General features: G+C 69.7%; 20 protein-coding genes. 3 read left to right on the top strand and 17 right to left on the bottom strand.

Annotated elements, in window-relative coordinates:
- The first annotated feature begins 153 nt into the window (after window positions 1-153).
- Window positions 154-678 (top strand): helix-turn-helix domain-containing protein, encoded by a 525-nt coding sequence (locus SGFS_RS48840; RefSeq protein ID WP_286259197.1) that lies wholly within the window; start codon window positions 154-156, stop codon window positions 676-678.
- Here the strand turns inward: SGFS_RS48840 and SGFS_RS48835 are convergent, their stop codons facing one another.
- The 8 genes from SGFS_RS48835 to SGFS_RS48800 form a co-directional block, all read right to left on the bottom strand.
- Window positions 679-1,512 carry a citryl-CoA lyase gene (locus SGFS_RS48835; protein ID WP_286259196.1) on the bottom strand — a complete coding sequence of 278 codons (834 nt, stop codon included), beginning with the start codon at window positions 1,510-1,512 and terminating at the stop codon, window positions 679-681.
- Entirely contained in the window at window positions 1,505-2,695 is a 1,191-nt protein-coding gene (locus SGFS_RS48830; protein WP_286259195.1) for a CaiB/BaiF CoA transferase family protein, read from the bottom strand. The genes SGFS_RS48835 and SGFS_RS48830 overlap by 8 nt, the downstream gene beginning before the upstream one ends.
- Before the next feature lie 3 nt (window positions 2,696-2,698).
- Window positions 2,699-4,174, bottom strand: a complete 1,476-nt coding sequence (locus SGFS_RS48825; RefSeq protein WP_286259194.1) for an amidohydrolase family protein — start codon at window positions 4,172-4,174, stop codon at window positions 2,699-2,701.
- Between the two features lie 4 nt (window positions 4,175-4,178).
- The gene (locus tag SGFS_RS48820) at window positions 4,179-4,697 is read right to left on the bottom strand and encodes a DoxX family protein (RefSeq protein ID WP_286259193.1); all 519 of its coding nucleotides are present in this window, start codon (window positions 4,695-4,697) and stop codon (window positions 4,179-4,181) included.
- Window positions 4,694-5,575, bottom strand: a complete 882-nt coding sequence (locus tag SGFS_RS48815; RefSeq protein ID WP_286259192.1) for a dioxygenase family protein — start codon at window positions 5,573-5,575, stop codon at window positions 4,694-4,696. The genes SGFS_RS48820 and SGFS_RS48815 overlap by 4 nt, the downstream gene beginning before the upstream one ends.
- A 216-nt stretch (window positions 5,576-5,791) precedes the next feature.
- Complete coding sequence (locus SGFS_RS48810) at window positions 5,792-6,781, bottom strand: nuclear transport factor 2 family protein (RefSeq protein ID WP_286259190.1); 990 nt, start codon at window positions 6,779-6,781, stop codon at window positions 5,792-5,794.
- Between the two features lie 108 nt (window positions 6,782-6,889).
- Window positions 6,890-7,612: a YceI family protein gene (locus SGFS_RS48805; protein WP_286259189.1), complete on the bottom strand. Its 723-nt coding sequence runs from the start codon at window positions 7,610-7,612 to the stop codon at window positions 6,890-6,892.
- Window positions 7,613-7,736: 124 nt separating this feature from the next.
- Window positions 7,737-8,702 carry an SDR family NAD(P)-dependent oxidoreductase gene (locus tag SGFS_RS48800; protein ID WP_286259187.1) on the bottom strand — a complete coding sequence of 322 codons (966 nt, stop codon included), beginning with the start codon at window positions 8,700-8,702 and terminating at the stop codon, window positions 7,737-7,739.
- A 100-nt stretch (window positions 8,703-8,802) separates the two neighbouring features.
- Here SGFS_RS48800 and SGFS_RS48795 point away from each other — a divergent pair, with 100 nt between their 5' ends.
- Window positions 8,803-9,378: a TetR/AcrR family transcriptional regulator gene (locus tag SGFS_RS48795; RefSeq protein WP_286259185.1), complete on the top strand. Its 576-nt coding sequence runs from the start codon at window positions 8,803-8,805 to the stop codon at window positions 9,376-9,378.
- Window positions 9,379-9,606: 228 nt separating this feature from the next.
- Here SGFS_RS48795 and SGFS_RS48790 read toward each other — a convergent pair whose 3' ends face one another.
- From SGFS_RS48790 to SGFS_RS48750, 9 genes are all read right to left on the bottom strand, one after another.
- Window positions 9,607-10,398 carry a class III extradiol dioxygenase subunit beta gene (locus tag SGFS_RS48790; RefSeq protein WP_286259183.1) on the bottom strand — a complete coding sequence of 264 codons (792 nt, stop codon included), beginning with the start codon at window positions 10,396-10,398 and terminating at the stop codon, window positions 9,607-9,609.
- A gap of 49 nt (window positions 10,399-10,447) precedes the next feature.
- Window positions 10,448-10,804, bottom strand: a complete 357-nt coding sequence (ligA, locus tag SGFS_RS48785; RefSeq protein WP_286259181.1) for a protocatechuate 4,5-dioxygenase subunit alpha — start codon at window positions 10,802-10,804, stop codon at window positions 10,448-10,450.
- 31 nt (window positions 10,805-10,835) lie between these two features.
- Entirely contained in the window at window positions 10,836-11,588 is a 753-nt protein-coding gene (locus tag SGFS_RS48780; protein ID WP_286259180.1) for an SDR family NAD(P)-dependent oxidoreductase, read from the bottom strand.
- Entirely contained in the window at window positions 11,585-11,866 is a 282-nt protein-coding gene (locus tag SGFS_RS48775) for a muconolactone Delta-isomerase family protein (RefSeq protein WP_060905174.1), read from the bottom strand. The genes SGFS_RS48780 and SGFS_RS48775 overlap by 4 nt, the downstream gene beginning before the upstream one ends.
- A gap of 18 nt (window positions 11,867-11,884) precedes the next feature.
- A complete protein-coding gene (locus tag SGFS_RS48770; RefSeq protein WP_286259174.1) occupies window positions 11,885-12,601 on the bottom strand; it encodes an alpha/beta fold hydrolase in 717 nt (238 codons plus the stop codon).
- A complete protein-coding gene (locus SGFS_RS48765; protein WP_286259173.1) occupies window positions 12,598-13,656 on the bottom strand; it encodes an aromatic ring-hydroxylating dioxygenase subunit alpha in 1,059 nt (352 codons plus the stop codon). The genes SGFS_RS48770 and SGFS_RS48765 overlap by 4 nt, the downstream gene beginning before the upstream one ends.
- 121 nt (window positions 13,657-13,777) lie before the next feature.
- Window positions 13,778-14,815 carry a PDR/VanB family oxidoreductase gene (locus SGFS_RS48760; protein ID WP_286259172.1) on the bottom strand — a complete coding sequence of 346 codons (1,038 nt, stop codon included), beginning with the start codon at window positions 14,813-14,815 and terminating at the stop codon, window positions 13,778-13,780.
- A gap of 142 nt (window positions 14,816-14,957) precedes the next feature.
- Window positions 14,958-15,296, bottom strand: a complete 339-nt coding sequence (locus SGFS_RS48755; protein WP_286259171.1) for a hypothetical protein — start codon at window positions 15,294-15,296, stop codon at window positions 14,958-14,960.
- Window positions 15,293-16,042, bottom strand: a complete 750-nt coding sequence (locus SGFS_RS48750; protein WP_286259170.1) for a PIG-L deacetylase family protein — start codon at window positions 16,040-16,042, stop codon at window positions 15,293-15,295. The genes SGFS_RS48755 and SGFS_RS48750 overlap by 4 nt, the downstream gene beginning before the upstream one ends.
- Window positions 16,043-16,309: 267 nt before the next feature.
- Here SGFS_RS48750 and SGFS_RS48745 point away from each other — a divergent pair, with 267 nt between their 5' ends.
- On the top strand, window positions 16,310-16,681 hold the full coding sequence (locus SGFS_RS48745; protein ID WP_286259168.1) for an FCD domain-containing protein: 372 nt from the start codon (window positions 16,310-16,312) through the stop codon (window positions 16,679-16,681).
- The last annotated feature ends 3 nt before the right edge of the window (window positions 16,682-16,684 follow it).

The raw sequence follows: 16,684 nt of genomic DNA, 5'->3' as shown, positions 1-16,684 counted from the left end.
CGAGGACGACAGCGGCCCGCCCCGTCACCTGGAGCGGCCACGCCCACGCCATCGACCCGACCTGGATGGCCGGTCAAGCGGGTCGTCGACTGGGCGCTGTCCGACGGCCTCCACGCCGAGATCAACGTTCACCACCGGTTGAGGCTCATCCATGTGCCCGGCATGAGCGCCGACCCCCGGTTGCAGGATGTCGTCCGGATCCTCGCCACCGAGACGGCGGGCGGGGAGCCCGGCTCCCGGGCAGTGGCGACCCGTCTGACCGAGGTGCTCTTCGTGCTCGCGATCCGCGCCTGGATCGAACGGGCCGACACCGCCAGCGAGACGGGACCGTCCTGGCTGACCGCCCTGCGCGACCCGCGCATCGGAACCGCCCTGTCACTGATGCACGAAGAGCCGCACCGCGACTGGACGGTGGAGAGCCTGGCCCGCACCGTCACGATGTCCCGCCCGGCCTTCGCTCGCCAGTTCAAGGAGGTGGTGGGCCACACCCCGCTGGCCTACCTCTCTCGCGTGCGGATCGACCTGGCCGCCCGCCTGCTGCGCGACACCGACAATCCGGTCGGCGCCATCGCGCAAGCCGTCGGATACCGCTCCGAGTTCGCCTTCTCGCGGGCGTTCTCCCGGGAACAGGGCATCGCGCCCGGCCGCTACCGTCGTACGGCATCAGGCCCTTACTGATCAGCCGCTTGCTGAAGCTTCGCCTCCGTCGGCAGGGTGCGGTGGTACGGCGCGGTTGTTGAGGTCCACCGAGAGGAAGATGTCGTTCGCGACGGGGTTGCGGATCTCCTCGGCGAGCTGGCCGATGAGTCCGGCCGTGCGGGCGAGCAGGGCGAAGGCGCGCAGCAGTTCCAGCGGGAGGCCGAGGTCGGCGAGCGCGGCGCCGCAGACGCCGGCGCCGTTGAGCGGCAGGGTGCTGCCCAGCACCTGGGGGTGGACCCGGCCTATGGCCGCGAACAGCGACAGGTGCGGGCCGAACAGCCCTTCCTCCATGGCGAGTTGGAACAGTCTCGGAGTGCGGGGGTCACCTTGCTTGTGGATGTGGTGTCCGAGCCCGGGGATGAGCCCCCTGGCCTCTCTTCGGGAGCGTACGGTGGCCAGGGCTAGTTCGTCCCAGCCGGCCTCGTCGGTCGGGTGGCCGTTCTCCAGCGTTGACAGGGCGTCATGCAGGAAGCGGCCGCAGTCCTCGGTCACGCCGAGGAAGCGGGAGCCGCCGCCGAGAAGCCCTGCGGCGATGGCTCCCTGTATCGAGTCGGGGGCTGACAGGTATGTCAGCCGCGCCGTTATGGCGGTCGGGGTGAAGCCGTGGTCGGCGAGTGCGGCGAGCACCGCCTCGAACACCCGTGTCTCCCCGGAGGTGGGGCGGCGCTGCGTGGCCAGCCAGAACGCCAGCTCGCCGAAGCCCACCTCGCCCATCACATCGGCCGCGAGGTCCTGGCCGAGCAGGGTGATGCTGTCCAGGGAGGACGCACCGAGGGCGGTCGGGTACTCGGGCGCATTCGGTTTCTCAGGCATTCTCGTCCTCCGGATCGTCCCCCACTCCGTCCTCCAGCCACTTGCGGAGTTCGGTCCGGTGCTCGTCCAACTCGGGCGGGGGCAGGCGGTAGGCGGCGGGCGTCTCGGAGAAGCGGATCGGGTGCCGTGTCGTGGGTACGGCCCGGTCTCCCTCGCCGACCTCGACGACCGGGTCGAGTCCGAAGCGTTCGGCCATCGCGAACCCACCCTCGATGGTGTTGATCGGTCCGCAGGGGACCCCGGCGTCGACGAGCAGGTCGAACCACTCCAGGGCGGTCCTCGTCTTCAGCCGATCGAGCAGGAGGGGCCGGAGTTCCTCCCGTCGCTCGGTACGGTCGGCGTTGTGCCGGAAGCGGGGATCGTCGGCGGTCTCGGGGATCCCGAGTACTTCGCACAGCTTGCGGAACTGCCCGTCGTTGGCAGCCGTGACGATCAGGTCCTGGTCGGCCGTCGGCAGCGGTTCGTAGGGGAAGACGCTGGGGTGCGCGTTGCCCATCCGGTAGGGCACGGTGCCGCCGGCCACGTAGGAGGAGCTGTGGTTGACCAGCCCGGTCAGTGCCGACGAGAGCAGGTTCACCTCGACGAGCTGGCCCTGGCCGGTCGCGTCGCGGTGCCGCAGCGCGGCGAGGATGCCGATGGCGGCGTGGTTGCCCGCCATCACGTCGAAGACGGAGATGCCCGCCCGGTACGGCGGCCCGTCCGGATCACCGGTGAGGCTCATCAGCCCGGAGATCGCCTGCACCATCAGGTCGTAGCCGGGTACGTTCCGGCCGGGTCCGGCTCCGAAACCGCTGATCGACGCGTACACCACGCCAGGATTCCCGGCGCTCACCGAGGCATGGTCCAGGCCGTACCTGGCCAGCCCGCCCGGCTTGAAGTTCTCGATCACCACGTCCGCGCGCCGAGCGAGCTCCCTCGCAAGCCGCGCGTCCGCCTCGTCGCGGAAGTCGAGCGCGAGCGACCGCTTCCCGCGGTTGATCCCCAGGTAGTAGGTCGACACACCGTCGCGCACCGGCGGCGTCCAGGTGCGGGTGTCGTCCCCCTGGGGGCCCTCGACCTTCACCACGTCGGCCCCGAGATCGGCGAGCAGCATCGTCGCGTACGGACCGGCGAGGATACGGGAGAAGTCCGCCACCAGCAGCCCGTCGAGCGGTCCGCGTGAGCCGCCTGAACCGCCGCTCATGGGCTACGCCCCCTCGTTCTGCACGGCGACGCCCTCGCCGCGGTACTCGCTGTAGGTGTACGGGTTCGAGATCACCTCGGTTGTCGGGATCTGAGGCTCCACGGCCTCCCGCCACGCGTCCTCGCCCATGGTGGTCCGCGCGTAGTCCACGGTCGCGGCGACGGCGGTGCGGGCCCGTTCCAGGTCGACGCCGACCAGTTCGTGCGCGTACTTCACCACGGTTCCGTTGACCAGCACGGTGTGCACGTCGGCGCGGGTGGCCTGGTAGACCACGTGCCCGTAGGGGTGCAGGATCGGGTACATCGCCGGGGACCGGTCGTTCTTGAGCAGGACGAGGTCGGCCTTCTTGCCCGGCGTCAACGAGCCGATGGTGTCGCTGAGGCCGAGCACGCCGGCGCCGCCGATCGTGGCCCACTCCACGACGTCCCGGGCCCGCAGGCTGTGGTGCACCACCGTCTCCCCGGCCGCGTGGGCCGCCATGTGTTCCCGCGTCCGGTCGGCCGACAGCGTGGCGCGCATCGCCGAGAACAGATCGGCGCTGAACCACACGCTGGTGTCCATCGACAGTGACACGGGGATGCCGTGGCGCCTCAGCCGCCAGGTGGGAGGGTAGCCCTGGCCGGCGTTGTGCTCGCTCTCCGCCGACACCGAGACCGTGCCGCCCGAGGCGGCGATCCGGTGGTACGAGTCCTCGCTGAGCGTCGCCGAGTGCACATAGGTGACGTCGGGCGTCATGAACCCGTGGTCCCACATCAGACGTATGCCGTTGTCGTTCGTCGCGCCCCAGACGCCCGCGTGGGTGGTGACCGGCAGCCCGAGCTCGCGGGCCGCCTCGAACGCCGCCTTCTCGGGGAAGGCGTCGTCACCGGTGACGTCGAAGGCGAGCTGCAGGCCCAGCATGTCGTCCCGCCCGGAGAAGTGGCGGTCGACGAAGGACCGGAATTCCTTCGAGCGGGCCCACTCCCAGGGGGCGCCGAGCAGGTTGCCGTAGGCCAGCACGAAGCGGCCCGGCACCGCGCGCAGCGATTCGACGGCCGCGTCCCCGTGCTCCGGCGTCTGCAGGCCGTGCGACCAGTCCACCGTGGTGGTCACACCCGCGTCGAGCGCCTCGATGCCGGACAGCAGGTTGCCGGCGTGGATGTCCTCGGGACGGAAGATCTTGCCCCAGGTGAGGTAGTAGAAGACGAAGTACTGCGACAGGGTCCAGTCTGCGCCGAGTCCGCGCAGCGCCGTCTGCCACATGTGGCGGTGCGTGTCGACCATGCCGGGCATGAGGATGCCGCCGGCGCAGTCCACCACCAACGCGTCGTCCGGTGCCTGGAGGTCCCTTCCGACCTGCTCGATCAGCTCGCCGCGGACCAGGACGTCACCGCGGTCGAGCAGGCCGATCGCGGGGTCCATGGACAGGACGGTCGCGTCGCGGAACAGGACGGGGCGTCCGGGGGTGAAGTCTTCTCTGCGTGGTTGTTCGATCGTCATGTGGTCACCTCGTTGTGGAGTCTGTGGTCCGGGCCCGCAGAACACGGGAGCGGGCGGTCAGGGGTACGGCCGCGGTGGCCAGGCCGAGGGCCGGTGCCGCGCATCCCCATGCGTAGCCGTCGAGTTCCGTCAGCCCGAGGGCGTGGTCGAGTGACCAGGCGCCGGGGCCGGTGAAGGCGAGGACCGCGGCCACCGCGCCGTAGGAGAAGGGCACTTCACAGCCGCCCTGCTGGGCCCAGAAGCCGTTCGGCGCGGTCGCCGCCGCCGCGACCGCCATGGTGCCGACGATCACCGCGCAGCCGCCGGGAGTCAGCAGCCCGGCCGCGACCGTGACCGCTCCGGCGAGTTCGGCCGCACCGGCGACGAGCACCATCCGCCGGCCGGGCACGAAGCCCCACTGGTCGAAGACGGCGGCGGTCCGGGCCCGCCCGGCACCGCCGAACCAGCCGAACAGTTTCTGGGTGCCGTGGCCGAACAGCAGCGCGGCGAGCAGCAGCCGCAGCAGGAGCAGCCCGAGATTCACGGCTGCGGCTCGTCCGTCGTCCGGGGCTGCAGCACGAAATCGAACTCGGCGCGCAGGTACGGCTCGTCGATGGTGCCGCCGTCAGGGGAGGAACCGGCCGGTTCCTCGGTGAAGCGCACGATCAGCTCGTCCTTCGTGCCGAACACGACATCGGTGTCGAGGAATTCGGAACCCTCCCGGAACAGATGGGTGATGAGCTTCTCGTGGCCGGGGTGGTCGATCAGGAAGTGGATGTGCGCGGGACGGAAGTGACTGATGTCCGTCCTGCTGATCAGGTCACCGACCGGACCGTCCATCGGGATCGCGTAGCCGCGTGGCGCGATGGTGCGCACGCAGTACGTGCCGTCCGCTCGCGTCCGGTACAGCGCGCGCAGCCGGGCCTCGTCGATCTCCGGCAGCTGCGCCTCGTAGGCGCCGTCGGCGTCGGCCTGCCATACGTCCAGGACGACGTCGGGCAGAGGCGTGCCGTCGAGGTCGAGGACCCGGCCGGTGATGAACAGCGGCGTGCCCGGGATGCCGTCCGACATGTCGGCTCCGAATTGGGCCGTCGGAGAGCCGTCGATGTGAAAGGGACCGAGCACCGTCGCCGGAGTGGCCTTCGCCGAGAAGTGACGGTTCAGCTGGACGACGAGCGTGCTCAGACCGAGGACGTCGGAGGCGAGGATGAACTCCTGGCGCTTGTCGTCACTGATCCGGCCGGTCGCCGTGAGCCACTCGACGGCCGCCGCCCACTCCTCCTCCGTCAGCCGGACCTCGCGGGCGTACGCGTGGAGGTGCCGCACCAGCGCCGTCATCAGCTCGGCGAGCCGGGGCGAGTGAGCGGTGGCCCAGCGCTTCACCGCCAGGTCGCTGAGGTTGTCCTCCGTCACGAAGGCCATGGAATCCTCCTCGATTCGTTCCGGGCTCGACCGCTGTACGGACCACCGTCCGTACAGCGGACACAGTGGTGCATGAATGACTTGTAAATCAAGCCCTTGGATGGCTACATGCAAAGCCGCAATGGGGTGACCCGGTCGGACTCATGTCCGCTGCCGAGAAATGAGTGGCCCATCACCGGCAGGTGACGGGCCATGGGGCCGCGATGATCGGAGAGGTCAGAACATCGTGTTGTCGTTGGCGGAGGTGGCCGGGACGTCCTGTACGGCGTCCCAGTGCTCGATGACCTTGAGCTTGCCGTTCTTCTGCTTCTTGACCCGGAAGATGTCCACGACGGACTGCCCACGGTCCTCGGGGCTGAGACGGTAGTGGGCGTGGATGGCGACGTAGTCCCTGTCGGCGATGACGCGCTTGCGTTCCACGATCAGGTTCGGGAACTGGCGGAAGAAGTCGGTGAACTGCTCACGCAGGCCGGCCGAGCCGTTGGGGATGGTCGGGTTGTGCTGGTAGTACTCCGGCGCGAGGTACTTGACGGCGTCGGGGTTCTTGTCGACGAGGAGGGTGTCGAAGTAGCTGGTGGCGATCTTCTCGCTGAGGTGTGTCTGCCAGCGGGGACCGCTGGGCTGGTTCGTGTGCGGGTTGCTGACCGTACCGAACATGTCATTGCCGTTGACGGTGGTCGCCGGCACGTCCTGGACCGTGTCCCAGTGCTCGGCGATCATGCCGCTCCTGGGGTCGAAGCGGAAGATGTCGACCACGGCCGCGCCACGGGTGCCGGGCTCGTAGACGGGGTTGGAGTGCACCAGGACCAGGTTGCCCTGGGCGAGGACCCGCTTCACGTTGTACTGGTGGTCCGGGAAGCGCGCGGTCCAGTCACGGATGAAGTTCTTGATCGCTTCCCGGCCGTTGGGCGCGGCGGGGTTGTGCTGGATGTAGTCCTTGCGGATGTATCGGTCGGCGACCGCGAGGTTGCCCTCCTCGAAGAGCTGGGTGAGGACGTGGACGGCGACGCGCTTGTTGCGCTCCTGCGTGGCGGGGCTCGTGTGCGGGGCGTCGAGGCCGAGGGTCAGTCCGCTGTGGGACGGTGCGGAGGCGGTGGCGGCGGGTGCGAAGCCGGCCACTGCTCCTACGGTCGCCACGGCCAGGAGGGTGGCTACGACCTTACGGGTCGTCCGGGTGGTGCTGTTCGACCGTGTGGTGCCGTACATGGGGGGTCTCCAATGCTGTGCGGACGGCGGTGAAGCGCGTCGTTGGGTGTCCGGTGAGAGATCGGGCGTGAGTGAGGGGTCGGTGTAACCCTCTGGCCCCGTATGGGCTCAGGCGCGGTCGAAGGCGAGGAGGAACTCGATGTCTCCCTCGTCCTCCACCGCGATCCCGCCGAAGTTGGGTGCGTCGATGCCGTAGTCGGCGAAGGTGACCGGAATGGAGCCGTTGACCCGGAAGCCGTCGGCGGTGCGCTGGGCGTCGAGGTCGAAGGAGACGGGGTTGGTCTCGCCGTGGACGGTCAGCTCGCCCGTGGCCTCGGCGCTGACCCGCTCGCCCACCTCCGGCGTCGACCCGAAGTCGACGGGCTCGGTGAGCTCGAAGGTGGCCTCGGGGTACCGCTCGGTGTTCATGACCCGGCCGCGGAACTGGCCGTCGCGCTGGTCGGAGTCGCTCTTCACCGAGGCCAGGTCGACGGTGAAGGATCCGCTGACGGCCCGGTTGCCCTTGATCTCCAGCTCGCCGGTGACCTCCTCGGTGCGGCCCACCGCCGTGACGTTCTGTCCGAAGAGGACCTCGTCGACCCGGTAACCGGCCTGCGAGCCGCTGCCCACCCGCCAGGCGCCCTCGACACCCTCCTGCCCGGCCTGCTCCCCGGAACCTGAGGAACTGCCGGAGGAATCCGAGCCTGGCGGGTTGTCGAGCGAGAGGGCGGCCGGTGGCTTGTCCTGGACGTAGTTGATGTAGACGTAGGGGCCCGCCGTGCCCAGCACGACGGCGGTGGCCGCACCAGCGATGAGCCAGCGCTTCCAGTGCCTGCGGATACTGCCTGCCATGGTGTCTCCCTAAGTATTTTAGACTTTCAACTGAAGTTTCAAGTATTTGGTCGGGGGTCGGCCTGGGCGAGAGGGCTGCTACGGGTGTCCGCGGGCTCAGTCGTGGTCGGCGAGCGGCGTGAGGTCAGCCCAGGAGCTGCTCGGAGACCTGCCAGAGTCGCTCGGCCGCCTCCGGGTCCAGGGCGTGCGGCGCGACCCCGGTGTTGGTGCCCGGCTGGTGCGGTGGGGCCTCGTCGCAGTCCTCGAAGTACCGGCCGCTGATGCCGTCGAGCAAGGGTGAGGCGGCCAGCAGGACGGAGGTCGCGGCGCCCTGTTCGACCGATTTGAAAGACATCTCGGGCAGGGGCGCTCCTTCACCGAGGAGGGCTTGCAGGTGGGTCATGAACAGGCCCATCTGCGCTTCGTCCATGTAGCGCCCCAGGTTGGTCCGGATCCCGCCGGGCATCAGCGCGTTGGCCGTGATCCCGTCGTCGGCCCATCGCCGGCCGGCCTCGACCGCGAACAGCACGTTGGCCGTCTTGGACTGCCCGTACGCCAGCCACGGGTCGTAGGGCCGCTCGGTGAAGTGGAGGTCGTCGAAGACGACGGGCGAGAACAGGTGCCCGCTGGAACTCACGGACACCACGCGGGCACCGCCGGCCCCGGCGAGCGCGCCGTGCAGTCCGGCGGTCAGAGCGAAGTGTCCCAGGTGGTTGGTGGCGAACTGCAGCTCCCAGCCCTGGGGTGTGCGGCTCTCCGGGGCCGCCATGACCCCCGCGTTGTTGACAAGGATGTGCAGCGGACCCTGCCACGCGGCCGTGAACGCGCGGACGGATGCCGGATCGGTCAGGTCCAGCGCGGCGACCCGTACGCCTTCGTTGCCGGTGGTGGCCCGGATGGCCTCGGCGGTGCGGTGGCCGGCCTCGGTGTCCCGTACGGCGAGGGTGACCTCCGCGCCGGCGCCGGCGAGCGCCCGGGCGGTCTCCACGCCGATGCCGGACGCGGCCCCGGTGACGACGGCGCGGCGGCCCGTGAGGTCGACGCCCGCGATGACGTCGGAAGCCGTGGACCGGCTGGTGAACGGAGTGGTGATGCCTGTCCTCGTGGCCATTCTCGCCATGCTCCCTGTTTGCTACGCTCGAATCGGAGGTGCCTCCGGTTGCTTGAACCATAAACGGAGGGTCCTCCGATTGTCCAGAGGAAGGAAAGCTGTGACCAGCACCACACGAGGACTGCGTGCCGACGCGAGACGCAACCGGGAACGCCTGCTCGAAGTCGCGGGGCGCGCGTTCTCCGAGGTCGGCACGGACGCGTCCCTCGAGGCCATCGCCAAGGACGCCGGCGTGGGCATCGGAACGCTCTACCGGCACTTCCCCACCCGCGAGGCCCTGCTCGAGGCCGCCTACCGCAACGAACTCGCCCGGGTCTGCGACAGCGCCACGGAACTGCTCGCACAGCTCCCTCCCGACCAGGCCATGCGGCAGTGGATGGACCGGTTCATCGACTACCTGGCCACCAAGCAGGGCATGGCGGACGCGCTGAAGGCCGTCATCGCCTCCGGCGACGAGGATCCGTTCGCCGAAAGTCTGGAACGGATCAGCACCGCCATCAGCACCCTGCTGCACGCCGGGGCCGAAGTGGGAGTTCTGCGCTCGGACGTGGACCCCCTGGACGTCGGCTTCAGCCTCGGCGGTGTTCTGCTGATCACCAGCGACAAAGGGCTGCGCGACCGCGCGGGCCGCATGCTCGACCTCCTGCTCGACGGGCTCCGCTACCGCTCCGGCTGACGGGCCCCGGTGTGAAGGGTGTCCAGGACAGGCCTCGTCGCGCGGCACACCCGTGCCGGGAGCGGTAGGGCCGTCGGGCTCCGTTCGGCCGTCGTCACGCCGCCGTTCGGGGCTCCGACCAGCGGATCGGGCGTCATGCCGATCACGCCGGGCGAAACCCCGAGCAGTCGATCCAGCACCCTGCCGCTCCCACGTCACCAGCGTCGGCCGGTCAGGACTGACGGTGAATCACCGGCTCAGGTTCTCGAACAACACCATGCCGGCCGCCGTGTTGGACGCGGGTACGTGGTAGGTCTCGTGCACGCGTCGGATCCGTGGCCCCAACGCACCGCGCATGATCAGCCACATGATGAGTTCGATGCCCTCGGAGCCGGCCTCGCGGATGTACTGCTCGCGCGTCAGTGCGGCCAGCTTCTCCGGGGCGTGCTCGATGGCGTCCAGGAACATTCGGTCGAAGTCCTGGTTTATCAGTCCCGCGCGGGCGCCCGCGAGCTGGTGGGACATACCGCCCGTACCGAAGACGGCGACCTTGAGGTCCTCGGGGAAGGACCGGATCGCCTCGCCGAGCGCGCGGCCGAGGGCCAGGCACCGTGCGGCGGTCGGCTGCGGGTACTGGATGACGTTCACCAGGAGGGGCACCACCGCGCAGGGCCAGCGTTCGCCGGGATCGGGGCAGTACACCGACAGGGGAACGGTCAGGCCGTGGTCGACGTCGAGTTCCTGATAGACGGTGAGGTCGAAGGAGGCGTCGATCAGGCTGTTGACGAGGTGGTCGGAGAACTCGGGAGCGCCTGTGACCGCGGGTACCGGGCGGCTGCCCCATCCCTCGTCGGCCACCCGGTACGACTCCGCCGTTCCGAGCGCGAAGGTCGGCGTGACGCTCATGTCCACGGCGTTGGCGTGGTCGTTGTAGACGACGACCGCGATGTCGGGCGTGTGCCGGGCCATCCACTCCCTGGCCGGCGCGTACCCGTCGAACAGCGGCTTCCAGTAGGGGTCCTCGGTCTTCCCGCGGTCCATGGCCGCACCGATCGAGGGCACGTGCGATGTGGCCAGACCCCATGTCACCTCAGCCAAAGCTCCGCCCTCCCGCTTTCAGTGCCTGCGCGAACTCCTCGGTGGTCATGCCGGTGAACACCCCGCCGAGGTACTGCATGGATCTCTGGTCGACCATGGCGAGCTTGAAGACGTAGAAGATGGAGCCGCCCAGCTCCATCATCCGGTTCCAGTCCCGTCGCAGGACGGCGTCCCGCTGCTGGACCGTGAGTCCGTATGTCTCGCAGTACGCCACTTCGTCGGCTTTGAACTTCTCCCGGTTCTCGGCCTCCTTGAGGGAACCGCAGAGCCGGTTGAGCGCCCGGGCGCGTCGGCTTTCCGCGGCGTCGAAGACGTAGGTGCCTGGGACCTGGGGTGTGCTGCCGTTCATTCGTTCCTCTCCTCTCCCGTGGTGTCGCCGGTCAGTGCAGGAGCCCGCCGCCGTCGCAGACGAGTGTCTGGCCGGTGACCATGACCGCGTCGGGGGACGCGAGATAGGAGACGAGGCCGGCGAAGTGCTCCGGGGTGACGAACTCCTCGATCGCCTGTCGGCGCATGGTCGCGGCGAACACCTCGTCGTCGGAGTGCGCCCGGGTGCCCGGAGTGGCCACCTGCGCTGGTGCCACAGCGTTGACGGTGATCCGGTGCTCGCCCAGCTCGCGGGCCATCACCCGGGTCATGCCGATGAGCGCGCCCTTGCTGGCCACGTAGGCGATCTGGCCCGGCGCTCCCGTGAAGAAGGTGCGGGACGCGACATTGATCACCCGCCCTCGATACGGGCTTGCGCTCAGCCAGGGCGCACAGGCCTGCACCATGAGCAGCGGGCCGACGGCGTTGACGGCGAAGAATCGGTGCAGTTCCTCCGGGGTCGTCTCCAGCAGTGGTGCCCGTCCGGAGAGCAATCCCGCGTTGTTGACGAGTACATCGATCCGGCCACCGCCGTACGTTTCGGCGATCTCCGTCACGGCCTGGCGGGTCGCGGCCGGATCTGTGACGTCGCAACGCCAGGCCCGGACACCCGGAGTCGGGTCCGTGTCGTCGGGCTCGGCGATGTCCAGGGCGGCGACCGTGAATCCGTCCTCGGCCAGTCTGCGGGCGACGGCGAGCCCCAGGCCACCGGCGGCACCTGTGACCACCGCGACCCGTGGGCTCCGACCGTCAGGGTCGACGGTCACGGCGCCTTCTCCTGCGGATGGGTGGCGAGCGCCTCGACGGTGATGTCCATCCATTTCCACATGGGCAGGGAGACCAGAGCGTCGTGCAGTTCCGCCGGATCGGCTGCTTCGTACAGGCCGATGGTCGCGTTGCGGCCCGGAACCCGCCACAGCCGCTTGAGGATTCCCGACTCCCTGAGCTGCATGGCCCGTTCGCGCTCGCCCTTGCGCAGGGTCTCGCGTACGTCGTCGGGCGTGTCCGGGGGCAGCGTGTTCTCGGTACGGACGAGGAATTCCATGGGGCGTTCCTTCACGGGTCAGGCTGCCGCGATCTCCAGCAGCAGTTCGGCCAGTCGGCCCGGGGCGGTGACCATGGCCTCGTGGCCGGTGGCGATCTCGTGGACCGGCCAGCCACGGGCGGCGGCACGCTCGGCGTGCGGGGTGAACACCCGCATCCAGTCGGTGCACTCGATGAAGGCGCCGGGTACCTGGTCGGCCTTCCCGGTGAGACGGAGGGGTTCGGTGTAGGTCAGCCAGGGGTGTGGGGTCAGCCGCGGGCCGAGCCAGTCCAGGTCCGACTGTTCCTTGACACCCAGCACACTCAGCGAGCGCACCGGGATGAGCCAGCCGAAGCCGGGGCCGGCCACGGACTCCCGGTAGTGCCCGGCGATGCGTTCGGGAAGGAGGTCGATCGCCGCGTCTTTGTCGTCGCCGACGAAGGCGTCGAGGTGCACGCGCCGGGCCAGCCGGTCGGGGATCCGGTCCGCGACCCCGGTGACGACCTGACCGGCGTAGCTGTGCCCGACGAGGACGACGTCCCGGGCGTCGTGGGCCTCGATCAGCGCCACGACGTCCTGGATGTGGGTGCTGAGCCCGACCTGCGGGCTGAGCAGATGGGCACGGTCGCTCACCCCGGTCAGCGTGGGGGAGTGCACTTCGTGCCCGGCCGCACGCAGCAGCGGTGTGATGTGCTGCCATACCCATCCGCCGTGCCAGGCCCCGTGGAGCAGTACGAAGACGTGGTGGCCGCTCATACGGACGCCCTGCTGTGAGGGATGCGGGCGTCCTGCTGTGCGCGCTGTTCGCGGGCGAGCATCTTCGCCACCGCACGGCGTCCGCGGAGGGCGGCGAGGTCGGACTTGATGCTGGACTCGGCGGTGCCGCCCGGATCGGTGGCGTACATGATCTCCTGCGCCTCCAGGGCGTCGACGTCCTCCTGCATCACGGCGAGTTGCTGCTCGTGCTGGAACTTCGTGAGCTCCTGGTCGTCGATGAGGTAGTCGCGGCCCAGCGCGTAGAAGTCGTGCGTCTCGTTGCCGCGCCCCGGTGTCATCCCGTAGAGCACCTTCATGTGGAAGCCGTCCGGCTCCTCGGTGCCGGTGGCCGCGACGCGGATGTTGAGGACGAAGATGCCTGGAGGGTAGAAGTCGCCGTCCTGCCAGCGGTCCACCGGAGAGGTCAGCCCGCAGGACTTCTCGTAGAACGGAGGGGCCTCGATGCCGATCATGCGTCGGCTGAAGCCGACCCGGTCGCCGTCCACGGTCACGTCGATCGGGGTCGCGGCGACGGCGGCGTTGCCGATGCTGGTCGGATGCAGGAACGTCTCATGGGTGAGGTCGAGCAGGTTCTCCAGGAGCAGCATGTGCCGTGCCTTCAGCGGGACGACGCCGTGCACATGGGTCCAGTTCGGGTCGGTCAGCCATGAGGTGTCGGGCAGCAGGCTCTCGTCGGCCAGTTCGGGGTCTCCGGGCCAGATCCATATGGCACCGTCCCGCTCGACCAGGGGAAACCGGCGCAGTGCTGCCTTGGGTCGGTCGGCCTGCTCGGCGACCCCGACGCACACGCCCTGGCCGTCGAAGCGGTAGCCGTGGTAATCGCACTGGAGGGTTCCGTCGTCGTCGAGGTGGCCCAGCGACAGCGGGTACTTGCGGTGGGGGCAGCGGTCCTCGACAGCCGTGACGGTCTGGTCGGGCAGCCGATAGAAGCAGACCGGGATGTCGGTGATCCAGCGCTGCTTGAGGGTTCGGCCGATCTCGTCGGACCAGGCTCCCAGGTACCAGCCGTTGCGCACATGCTGTGTCAATGTCATCGCGGGTCCTTTCTTCGGCGTCGGCCGTCCGGCTCGGGCGTGTGCCGGTTCGGTGATGGGTACTGAGGTGTACCGGTCCGCTTGCGACCGACAGGGCGCTGTCCGGACCGAGTCGGGGGTGTCAGAGATCCAGGACGAGGCGTCCGCCGCGCGCCCGGGAGACGCAGATCAGCATCGTGTCGTTCGCGGCGCGCTCGTCCTCGGTGAGCAGTGAGTCGCGGTGGTCGACCTCGCCCTCCAGGACGGAGGTCTCGCACGAGCCGCAGATGCCTTCCTCGCACGAGGACAGGACAGGGACGCCCGCCTGCTCCACGGCCTTGAGGACCGACAGGCCGGGCGGCACGGTCACTGTGGTCCCGGACGCCCGCAGTTCCACCTCGATCGGCTGCTCGGCCGTGTCGTCGGCGGGCTGTCGGACGGCCGCCGCGGCGAACCGCTCGATGTTCAGCGCACCGGTCGGCCAGTCGGCGCAGTGCGCTTCGACCGCGTCGATGAGCCCTGCGGGGCCGCAGCAGTACACCAGGGTGGACGGGTCGGGATCACCGAGGAAGCCGGCGAGGTCGAGCAGTCCGTGCTCGTCCTGCGGCCGCACTGCCACGCGCTCGCCGTGGCCCTCCAGTTCGGGCAGGAACGCCATGGAGGAGCGTGTGCGGCCACCGTAGAGCAGGGACCACTCGGCCATGGCGGCATCGGCCTCGGCGATCATCGGGAGCAAGGGGGTGATGCCGATGCCGCCGCCGACGAACAGGTAGCGGGTGGCGGGCCGCAGCGGGAAGTTGTTGCGCGGGCCGCGCACCCGAAGTTCGCCACCCTCCTCGACGTGGTCGTGGATCCACTGCGATCCGCCGCGCCCGTCGGGCTCCCGGAGCACCGCGACACGCCAATGAGCCGTGTCTCCCACCGGGCCGCACAGCGAGTACTGCCGCGTGGCGCCCGTGGGCAGGACGACGTCGATGTGCGCGCCCGGCTGCCAGACCGGCAGCGGTTCGCCCGAGCTCGCCGCGAGCTCCAGCGACACGACGTCGTCCGCCACCGCCTGCCGGGCCAGCACCGTGACGGTGCCTTCGAACTCGGTGCCGCGCCGGGTCCCGGACGGCGTTCCGGCCGCGGCGGAACCGAGAGGGCGCGTGTCCGGGGCGGTGGCTGATGGGCTCGTCACGTTCGTCATCTCCTCGGTACGGTCGGCAGGGCGGGCCGCCCGGTGTCGGTGGCGGCACGATCGACGCTAGCCACCGCAGGATGCCCAGGTCATCGCTCGAATGACCGGACCGGGGCGGCGTATGGTCGTGGCCCGGACTACGTCATCCGTCGCGCGGGCCGGGCATGTCGTCGTCCCTGCCTGCCTGCGGGGCCTGGTCGAGGTGGATCCGCACCTGGCGGTCGTCCTCGTTCCAGAGGGCTTCCACGACGGCGTGCAGCCGTTCGACGTCGGTACGCCACATCACTACGCCGTAACGGTCGTCGCGTGTGAGTGCGTCCTCGGGGACGGCCTCGGCCAACAGACTCCGGGGGTCGTACGTTCTGGCCGTTCCGTGCACCCTGTCGGGTTCGTCCGTGAACTGCACGTACAGGGACGTGTCGAGGAAGGGAACCCAGACGTGTGTGGCCTCGCGGGCACCCGTCTCGTTGTGCGCCGTCATGCCAGGACATCCGTCGTTTGCGGGTAGAGCCGCACGTACGCCTCTCCCATGGTTCCGTGTGCGAGGCCGAGGTTGGGTCCGGCGTTGCGCTTCAGCTGGACGCCGCGCCGCTTGGCGAGGTCGGTGTAGTAGTCCCACATGTGCTGCTGTGCGGCCAGGCACTCCATGGCCTTGCGCTTCTTGTCGAAGACGGAGGTGATGTCCATCAGGACGTTCGGCTTGAAGTCGCACTGCTCGGGCTGGTGCGGCTCGAAGAAGAACACCGGAGGAGCGCCGAGCGGTTCACCGGGCGCGTCGTAACCGACCGCCTGGGCGAGCACGCGTGCCTGGAGCGCCATGCGGGCGGCAGCCGGATGGTCGCCGTTGTAGGGGTCCGTGAGGGTGTGGGTGAGGACGACCGCGGGATCCACCTCCCGGTACACGCGCACGACGCGGTCCACCAACTCCTGGGTCTCCAGCAGCGGGTAGTCCCCGGCGTCCAGGAACTCGATCTCCGCACCCAGCGCGGCTGCGGCGTTCGTGGCCTCGGTGCGGCGGAGTTCCTTGATCTCGTCCAGGCGCAGGCCGTCCCGCCAGGCACGGGCGGACTCGCCGCGCTCGCCGAAGCTCAGGCACAGCACCTTCGCGCGCTGCCCGCGTTCGGCGGCCAGGGCGATGGCGCCGCCGGCCCGCCAGACGAAGTCGCCCGCGTGCGCGCTGATCACCAGCAACGCGCCTTCGGACGTGGTGGAGGTGTCGTGGCTCATCAGGACTCCTTGGGTCGAGTGGGGTGGGTGGGTGAGCAGAGGGAAAGGCACGTGGGCCCCGGATGTGGGCCGGAGACGGCTGGGATCGCTGTCGGCGTGCCGAGGCGGGGGTGTCCACGGTCCACGAAGCCATCGGCCGCCGCGGCTTCGCAGGGACCGGTCTGCTGCCGAATCAGCGAAACGTGCGACGCCCGTCCGCACTGCCGTGTGCGCGACATCGTCGGCGATGACACGGCCGAGCAGGTCCTCGAACGGCTGCGGGCGTAGATGGTCCGACACCGTTTCGTGCTCTCCCCGGTGCCGGGGCGGGCCCATGTGTCGCTGCCCCAGCACCCGCGGATCATCGCGGCGATCGTCACCGAGGACCCGGCGGCGGCCGAAGCCGCCGTGCGGGACCATGTGGCCGGTGTGGTGGAGGCACTGCGGACGCTCGAAGCCCGCCAGGGACGCGCGAGCCGAGCCCGGCCGTGGCAGCAGACCACGGCGGACCCGCGGCACCCCCAGTGCCTTCCGCCTTCCGTGAACGGGAACGAGGCCCTTCCGGCCATCGGATCGGGACCGAGGCCGTACGCCTCCTGCGGACCGACGCTGCCGCTGGAACGCCGCGTGGACCGCCGTACGGGCCGCGCGGCGGCGTGATGG

This window comes from Streptomyces graminofaciens (assembly GCF_030294945.1).
In the GTDB taxonomy this organism is placed as follows: domain Bacteria; phylum Actinomycetota; class Actinomycetes; order Streptomycetales; family Streptomycetaceae; genus Streptomyces; species Streptomyces graminofaciens.
This window is presented reverse-complemented; position numbering and strand designations above follow the sequence as displayed.

Bases quoted from the DNA above. Each gene is read 5' to 3' on its own strand.
- SGFS_RS48835 (WP_286259196.1), bottom strand. From the start codon at position 1,512: ATGCCTGAGAAACCGAATGCGCCCGAGTACCCGACCGCCCTCGGTGCG.
- SGFS_RS48830 (WP_286259195.1), bottom strand. From the start codon at position 2,695: ATGAGCGGCGGTTCAGGCGGCTCACGCGGACCGCTCGACGGGCTGCTG.
- SGFS_RS48825 (WP_286259194.1), bottom strand. From the start codon at position 4,174: ATGACGATCGAACAACCACGCAGAGAAGACTTCACCCCCGGACGCCCC.
- SGFS_RS48815 (WP_286259192.1), bottom strand. From the start codon at position 5,575: ATGGCCTTCGTGACGGAGGACAACCTCAGCGACCTGGCGGTGAAGCGC.
- SGFS_RS48810 (WP_286259190.1), bottom strand. From the start codon at position 6,781: ATGTACGGCACCACACGGTCGAACAGCACCACCCGGACGACCCGTAAG.
- SGFS_RS48805 (WP_286259189.1), bottom strand. From the start codon at position 7,612: ATGGCAGGCAGTATCCGCAGGCACTGGAAGCGCTGGCTCATCGCTGGT.
- SGFS_RS48800 (WP_286259187.1), bottom strand. From the start codon at position 8,702: ATGGCCACGAGGACAGGCATCACCACTCCGTTCACCAGCCGGTCCACG.
- SGFS_RS48790 (WP_286259183.1), bottom strand. From the start codon at position 10,398: ATGGACCGCGGGAAGACCGAGGACCCCTACTGGAAGCCGCTGTTCGAC.
- ligA (WP_286259181.1), bottom strand. From the start codon at position 10,804: ATGAACGGCAGCACACCCCAGGTCCCAGGCACCTACGTCTTCGACGCC.
- SGFS_RS48775 (WP_060905174.1), bottom strand. From the start codon at position 11,866: ATGGAATTCCTCGTCCGTACCGAGAACACGCTGCCCCCGGACACGCCC.
- SGFS_RS48770 (WP_286259174.1), bottom strand. From the start codon at position 12,601: ATGAGCGGCCACCACGTCTTCGTACTGCTCCACGGGGCCTGGCACGGC.
- SGFS_RS48765 (WP_286259173.1), bottom strand. From the start codon at position 13,656: ATGACATTGACACAGCATGTGCGCAACGGCTGGTACCTGGGAGCCTGG.
- SGFS_RS48755 (WP_286259171.1), bottom strand. From the start codon at position 15,296: ATGACGGCGCACAACGAGACGGGTGCCCGCGAGGCCACACACGTCTGG.
- SGFS_RS48750 (WP_286259170.1), bottom strand. From the start codon at position 16,042: ATGAGCCACGACACCTCCACCACGTCCGAAGGCGCGTTGCTGGTGATC.
- SGFS_RS48745 (WP_286259168.1), top strand. From the start codon at position 16,310: ATGGTCCGACACCGTTTCGTGCTCTCCCCGGTGCCGGGGCGGGCCCAT.